The organism is Caulobacter sp. P4_E5 (assembly GCF_056401555.1).
The window spans coordinates 20,961-28,793 of sequence record NZ_JBFUJD010000073.1 but is presented as its reverse complement, the minus strand read 5'-3'; the positions used below and the strand labels follow the sequence as shown (position 1 = coordinate 28,793).

Genomic DNA, 7,833 nt, shown 5'->3' with positions numbered 1-7,833 from the left:
GGAAGAGACGAGCGCGCGGCGGTCAACACTACCGCGCGGCTGGCCGGTGAGGTCGACTCGCATCCGAAACGGGCGCCCAGGTCCACAGCTGGCGCGAAAGCGGGCGTGTTGAGCCGTGATCGGACCAATCGCGCCGGCGCCCCCCGGAAATCAGCGTTCCATCCCTCGTCCTGTCAGGAGGCCGCGAGTGGCGGACCTCGGAACGATGGGGGATTGTCGATGCGTGACTGGACGAACCGCTCCGCCCGGCGGCGGCTGCTTTGCGCGGCCTCGGCCGTCTGGGCGCTGAGCGCGGGCGCCGCCCTGGCCCAGGCCATGCCATTCAGGATCGACGCCCAGCCGGCGGCGGCGGGCATCCGCCAGTTCGCGCGCCAGGCTGGCGTGCAGATCCTGGTTCAGTCGGACGCCGCCGACGGCAAGCGTACGGGCTCGGTGAAGGGGGCCTTGCCGGTCGATCGCGCCCTGGAGCAGCTGCTGTCCGGCACGGGACTGGCGGTGATCTCCAATGACGGCAAGACGATCATCCTGGCGCCGCCGCGCACGGGCCTGATCCGCACGGGCTGGTCGAATGCCGCCGGCGGGACCTTGGCCTCGGCGCCGGAGCCGGCTCCGCCGCCCGAGCCCGAGACGCCCAGCATCATCGAGGAGGTGATCGTCACCGGCACCCGCTCGACCTCGCGCACGGTCACCGAGAGCATGGCGCCGATCGACGTCATCTCGTCCGCCGAACTGACCAAGAGCGGCAAGCAGTCGACCCGCGACCTGATCTCGACCCTGGTGCCGTCGGCCAACACCTCCAACAGCGGCGCGGGCGCCAGCTTCGCGATCAAGACCGTGTCGCTGCGCGGCCTGTCGGCCGACCAGACCCTGGTGCTGGTCAACGGCAAGCGCCGGCACAACACCGCCATCCTGTTCGTCAACGGCACCACCCAGAACGGCCAGTCGCCGCCGGACCTGGACTTGATCCCGTCGGCCTCGATCGAGCGCATCGAGGTGCTGCGCGACGGGGCCTCGGCCCAGTATGGCTCCGACGCCCTGGCCGGGGTGATCAACGTCATCCTGAAGAAGAGCCCCGAAGGCGGCTCGCTGACCGCGCTCTACGGCAAGACCGGCGAGGGCGACGGCGAGACCGGCCAGTTCTCCGGCAATATCGGGATGAAGCTGGGCGAGGCCGGCTATCTCAACCTGACGGCCGACGTTCGGATCACCGACCCGACCGACCGCGGCGACAAGACCCCGAACACCACCGTGATGTATTTCCCGCTGAACGCCGCGGGCCAGCCGGTGCGGGTGGGGACGGCCGGCGCGACCCCCGATCCGCGCGAGGCCACCGCTAACCGCCACACCAGCCATCCCGGCTCGCCGCAGGTGCAGCTGTTCTCGCTGGGCTACAGCGCCGGGTCGCCGCTCAGCGACAATGTCGACCTCTATTCGTTCGGCACCTTCTCCAGCCGCAACACCGCCGCCTGGCTGACCTTCCGCAATCCCAACGCCGCCAACAACATCACGGCGATCAACCCCAATGGCTACACGCCGCGCCTGTTCCTGAAGGATCGCGACTTCCAGGTGGCGTTCGGCGCCAAGGGCATGGGGCTGCTGGGCTTCGACTGGGACCTGTCGACGACCTTCAGCCGCGACGACGTCGACTATTACGAGAACTCGCTGAACGCCTCGCTGGGCCCGGCCAGCCCGACCTATTTCTACATCGGCACGCTGAAATTCCAGGAGTGGACCAGCAACCTGGATCTGACGCGCGAGGTCGACACCGGCCTGTTCGCCGATCCGATGTTCGTGGCCCTGGGCGCCGAATATCGCGACGACAAGTTCGAGATCGTCGCTGGTGAACCGGCCTCTTACATCAATGGCGGCTATGTCGCCCCGGCCGGCAGCCCGCAGGCGGGCGTGGTCTTCGCGGGTGGCTCGCAGGGCGTGACCGGCTTCCCGCCGTTCTCGGCCGGCTCGTTCTCGCGCGACAACATCTCGGCCTACCTGAACGTCGAGCAGAAGGTGACCGAGAAGCTGGAGTTCGCTCTGGCCGGCCGCTTCGAGCACTATTCGGACTTCGGCGACGCCAAGACCTTCAAGCTGTCGGGCCGCTACGCGATCCTGCCGCACCTGGCGATCCGGGGCACGGCCAGCACCGGCTTCCGGGCGCCGTCGCTGCAGCAGCAGCACTACGCCTCGTCCAGCACGATCGGCGTGATCGTGCCGCCGGCGACCACGACCCAGCTCTATCCGGTGCAACTGCTGCCGCCGGACAACCCGGCCGCCATCGCCCTGGGCGCCAAGCCGCTGCGGCCCGAGAAGTCGACCAACTATTCGGTCGGTATCGTGGCCCAGCCGCTGCCGCGGATGAACGTCACGCTCGACGTCTACCAGATCAAGATCGACAACCGCATCCTGCAGAGCGGCACGCTGGGCCCGAACGCCGCCGTCAGCACCGCCCTGGCCAGCCAGGGCCTGAACCCGCAGCAGGCGGCCTTCTACTACGGCAATTTCGCCGACACCAAGACGCGCGGCATCGACTTCGTGGTCGACTACCGCACCGACTTCGGCGACTTCGGCGCGGTGCGGTGGACCTTCTCGGCCAACCACACCAAGAACGAGTTCACCCGCGTCGTGCAGCCGCCACCGGCCCTGGCGGCGGCGGGGATCGTCTATATCGACCGCGTGAAGATCGGCGACCTGACCGTCGGCACGCCCAAGGACAAGTTCATCCTGGGCGCCGACTGGACCCTCGGCAAGTTCGACACCAACCTGCGCCTGACCCGCTACGGCGAGGTCGTCCAGCGCACGTCCTTGGCGGCCAACGACGAGACCGTCAGCCCCAAGCTGATCGTCGACCTCGACCTCAGCTACGCGGCGAGCGACAGCATCACGCTCAGCGTCGGCGCCAACAACCTGCTGGACGCCTATCCCGACAGCGTTCGGGCCGCCAATCGCGGCACGCCCGCCTTCGCCTATTACAATCAGTACTCCCCGTACGGGATCAGCGGCGGCTTCTACTACGCCCGCGTCGCCGCCCGGTTCTAGGCTTGGTTCCGCCGGTCCGGGCCAGCGCTCGGACCGGCCTTCTCGCGAGTTCACGATGACCAAGAGTTCCAAGCGCGGCGTCAGCCGTCGCCGGCTTTTCTCGATCGGTGGCGGGGCGATCGCCGTCTCTGGCGTGGCGGCCCTGACGCCGCCGGGCGCGAAGGCGGCCGACCAGCCGCTGGCCGCTGATACGCGCATGGTCACGGCGACCGAGGGCACCAACATCTGCGCGGTGGCCTCGCCCGACGGCAAGACGGTGGCCTTCGACGTCTACGCCATGCTGTGGCTGGTCCCGATCGAGGGCGGCCCGGCCAGGCGGCTGACCGACGAGATCTACGAGATCGCACAGCCCGACTGGTCGCCGGACGGCAAGACGCTGGCCTTCCAGTCCTATCGCGACGGCAACTTTCACGTCTGGACCATCGGCGCCGACGGGACGGGCCTGAAGCCACTGACCAAGGGCGTATTCGACTGCCGCGAGCCGCGCTGGTCGCCCGACGGCAAGACGATCGCGTTCTCGAGCGACCGGGGCGGACGCTACGGCGTCCACCTGCTGGACGTGGCCAGCGGCGCGATCACCGCCTTCAGCGCGGGCCCCGGCGACGAGTTCGAACCCTCCTGGGCGCCCGACGGCAAGAGCATCGCCTTCACGGTCGACAAGGTCCGCATCGACGTCCAGGGCCTGGATGGCGCGCGGCGGACGGTGGCCAAGGTCAAGGCCTCGGCCGACCGTTTCAACGCCGCCTCGGTCGCCAGTCCGGCCTTCACGCCGGATGGCCAGGACGTGGTCTTCACCGCCATCGAGAACGGCAAGGCCGAGCTGCGCAACGCCGCCGGCGCCGTGGTCCAGGGCGAGGACGTCTTCCCGTTCCGCCCCTCGTGGCTGCCGTCTGGCGAGTTCGTCTACACGGCCGATGGCCAGATCAAACGCCGCGCGGCGGGCGAGGCGAAGGCCATCGCCTTCACCGCCACGGTCCCGGTGCTGACGCCGCGCTACACCAAGAAGAGCCGTGACTTCCTGTCGGCCAAGACCCGGCCGGTGGTCGGGATCGGCAGTCCGGCCCTGTCGCCCGACGGTCGCCAGGTGGTGTTCCGGGCGCTGAACGACCTCTACCTGCTCGACATCGGCGGCGGTCCGGCCAAGGCCTTGACCAAGGACGCCTTCAGCAAGGTCGATCCAGCCTGGTCGCCCGACGGCAAGACCCTGGCCTATTCGACCGACAAGGGCGGCTCGCTGGACATCTGGCTGCGCGACATGGCGACGGGCGCCAGCAAGCAGCTGACCCATTTCGATGGGGCGGCCGTGTCGGGCGCCTGGTCGCGCGACGGCAAGTCGATCGCCTTCCTCAGCCAGAACGGCGGCCTGTTCGTCGCCGACGCCGCCACTGGCGAGACCCGCCGCGTCTATGGCGACCTCTGGGAACCGGGCAAGCCGACCTGGGGACCGGGCGACAAGACCATCGCCTACGCCGCCTTCAAGCCGTACTCGGCGCGCTTCCGCGAAGGCCTCAGCGAGATCCTGACCGTCGATCTGGCGAACGGGAAGGGAAGCTACGCCCCGATCCTGCCCGATCGCTCGCTGGGCACGCGCGGCGACGATGGCCCGGCGTGGTCGCCGGACGGCAAGGCGCTGGCCTATGTCTTCGCCAGCCGCCTGCACGTCTCGCCGGTGGACGAGACCGGCAAGCTCTTGGGTCCGCCCAAGCCCCTCAATGACGAGGTCACCGACGCGGTCAGCTGGGGCGGCGACGGCAAGAGCCTGGTCTATCTCTCGGCCGGCCAGCTGAAGCTGATCGCAGCCACGGGCGGCGCGCCCAAGCTCGTGCCGCACGGTCTGACCTGGGCCAATGTCCGGCCCAAGGGGCGGATGGTGGTCCGCGCCGCGCGGCTGTGGGACGGTAAGTCGCCAACCTTGCGCGAGAACGTTGACGTCCTGATCTCCGACGGCCGCATCGCCGGCGTCGCCCCGCGCGGCGAGGTGGCGGCCGACGTGACGGTGATCGACGCGCCGACGGGAACGGTGATGCCGGGCCTGATCGACATGCACACCCATCGCCAGATGCAGGGCTACGGCTACGGCGACCGGGAAGGGCGGCTGTGGCTGTCGCTGGGCGTCACCACGACCCGCTCGCCCGGCGGTCCGGCCTATCACACGGTCGAGGACCAGGAGGCGATCGAGTCCGGCAAGCGGGTCGGCCCGCGCTACTACGCCACCGGCGAGGCGATCGACGGTTCGCGGATCTTCTACAATTTCATGCGGCCCGTCACCGAGCCCGGCCAGATGGCGCTGGAGCTGAAGCGGGTCGAGGCGCTGTCGTACGACCTGATCAAGACCTATGTCCGCTTGTCGGGCGAGCGCCAGAAGGAGGTCATCGCCTGGGCCCACGCCAAGGGCCTGCCGCTGACCTCGCACTACCACTATCCAGCCCTGGGCCTGGGCATGGACGGCATGGAGCACCTGGGCGCGACCAGCCGCACCGGGTATTCGCGCACGGTCAGCGCGCTGGGGAACATCTACCAGGACGTCAACACCGCCTTCGTGGCCAGCAAGGCCGCCCGCACGCCGACCCTGTTCACCTCGACGGCCTTGCTGGGCGACGACCGCTCGCTGGTCGACGATCCGCGCATCAAGGCGCTGTATCCGCCGTGGGAATATGCCCGACTGCTGGAGCGGGCCAAGCAGATGGCCGGCATGGACCGAACGCCGATCCTGGCCTCGCTGGCCCGCAATGTCGCCGAGGTGGCGCGCACCGTCCGGGCGGGCGGGCGGATCACCACCGGCACGGACTCGCCGATCGACTTCAACGCCGTCAGCCTGCACATGAACCTGCGGGCCATGGTCCGCTACGGCATGACGCCGTTCGAGGCCCTGGTCACCGCCACCAGCGCCTCGGGCGAGTATCTGGACGAGCCGCTGGGAGCCATCACGACGGGAAGTTATGCCGATCTCATCGTGGTCGACGGCGATCCGCTGGCCCGGATCGAGGACGCGGCCAAGGTCGCCAAGGTGATCAAACACGGCGAAGTCTATTCGGTCGCCGATCTGATTGGCCCGTTCGCGGATCACACACAGCACGCCGCGCTCGATCGCGGCAGACGGTTCGTTTGCGAAGCCTCGGCCGAATACTGGTGGCACGAGCCCGACTTCCTGGCCCAGGCCCGCGCCTCGTGCTGCGACGGCGCCTGCGGCTTCACGCCGACCTTCAGCCTGCAAGTCTAGGGGACGAGACGATGGGTATTTCGCGACGCGGCTTTCTGACGTCCGTGGGCAAGGCCGGCGGCTATAGCGCGCTGTACGCCACCATGATGGGTATGGGCCTGTTGGCCGCGCCCCGCGCCTATGCTGGTCCGCCGAAGCTGCCGGCCGGCGGCGGGGCGGGCAAGTCGGTGGCCATCCTGGGCGCGGGGATCGCCGGCCTGGTGGCGGCCTACGAACTGCGCAAGGCGGGCTATGCGGTGACGGTGCTGGAAGCGCGCGACCGTCCGGGCGGCCGCGCCTGGTCGGTGCGGGGCGGCTCCAAGATCGTCCAGACCGGGCGTCCCGACCAGCTGGTCGACTGGGCCGAGGGCAAGCACGCCTATTTCAACGCCGGCCCCGCCCGGATTCCGCAATGGCACCACGCGGTCCTCGGCTACTGCCAGGAGCTGAACGTGCCGCTGGAGGTGATGGTCAACGCCAATCGCGCCGCCAAGCTGGACTTCGCCGGCCAGGTGGTGAGCGAGCGTCAGGCGGTCGACGACACCCGCGGCGCCTTCACCGAGCTGCTGGCCAAGGCCGTCGACAAGGGCGCGCTGGACCAGGAGCTGACCGGCGTCGATAAGCAGAAGCTGCTGGGCTATCTCTCGGCCTATGGCGACCTGGGCAAGGGTTACGCCTACAGCGGCTCGACCCGCGCCGGCTTCAGCGCCGCGCCGGGCGGCTACGCCCATCCGCCCAAGGGCGGCGATCCACTACGGATGGCCGACATGATGAAGGCGCGGTTCTGGGGCGCCAGCCTGATCTTCGAGGAGATCATCGACATGCAGGCCACCATGCTGCAGCCGGTCGGCGGCATGGACCGGATCTCCTACGCCCTCTACGAGCAGGTGAAACCGGCGGTGAAGTTCGGGGCGGTGGTCAAGGCGCTGCGCAAGACCGCCAAAGGGGTGCAGATCGCCTATGTCGACGCAGCCGGGCCCCAGACGCTGGAGGCCGACTTCTGCGTCTGCACCATCCCGTTGCCRGTGCTGGCCAAGATCCCGTCGGACTTCGCGCCGCGCGTGAAGTCGGCCATCGCGGCCGCCGAGTACCATCACGGCACCAAGGTCGCTTGGGAGAGTCGCCGGTTCTGGGAGCAGGACGACTTCCAGTATGGCGGCCTGGGCTGGACCGACGAGGCCAATGAGCTGGTCTGGTACCCCAGCGGCGGCATCGGCGAGAAGACCGGGATCCTCGTCGGAGCCTATTCGATCGGCTTCTCGGGCCCCGACGCGCCGCCGAAATACGCGGCCATGCCGTTCGAGGAACGCTTCGCCGTCTCGCGCCGGGTGATCGACAAGTTCCACCCGGGACATGGCAAAGAGCTGGCCAAGCCCTTCACGGTGTCGTGGATGCAGACGCCCTACAGCGAGGGCGTGGCGGTCGGCTGGAAGGACGAGCAGCGCGCCACCGACTACGCCGAACTCTGCAAGCCCGACGGCGCCTTCTATTTCGCCGGCGAGCACATGAGCTACATCAACGCCTGGCAGGAAGGCGCGGCGTTGTCGGCCCACGAGGCGATCAAGCTGATCCAGGCCCGGGTGTCGGCGGCGTAGCGCACG

The 7,833-nt window shown here is 69.0% G+C and carries 3 protein-coding genes; all 3 read left to right on the top strand.

Going from position 1 to position 7,833, the window contains the following annotated elements:
- The first annotated feature begins 219 nt into the window (after positions 1-219).
- From AC1DSO_RS19565 to AC1DSO_RS19555, 3 genes are read left to right on the top strand one after another with little or no spacing between them, the layout of a single operon-like run.
- On the top strand, positions 220-3,033 hold the full coding sequence (locus tag AC1DSO_RS19565) for a TonB-dependent receptor domain-containing protein (RefSeq protein ID WP_477070397.1): 2,814 nt from the start codon (positions 220-222) through the stop codon (positions 3,031-3,033).
- Positions 3,034-3,088: 55 nt separating this feature from the next.
- Positions 3,089-6,253, top strand: coding sequence for an amidohydrolase family protein (locus AC1DSO_RS19560; protein WP_477070396.1), 3,165 nt, complete (start codon positions 3,089-3,091; stop codon positions 6,251-6,253).
- Positions 6,254-6,264: 11 nt separating this feature from the next.
- Entirely contained in the window at positions 6,265-7,827 is a 1,563-nt protein-coding gene (locus tag AC1DSO_RS19555) for a flavin monoamine oxidase family protein (protein WP_477070395.1), read from the top strand.
- Positions 7,828-7,833 lie beyond the last annotated feature (6 nt).

Excerpts from the sequence above, each read along its gene's own strand:
- AC1DSO_RS19565 (WP_477070397.1), top strand. The coding sequence starts at position 220 with ATGCGTGACTGGACGAACCGCTCCGCCCGGCGGCGGCTGCTTTGCGCG.
- AC1DSO_RS19560 (WP_477070396.1), top strand. The coding sequence starts at position 3,089 with ATGACCAAGAGTTCCAAGCGCGGCGTCAGCCGTCGCCGGCTTTTCTCG.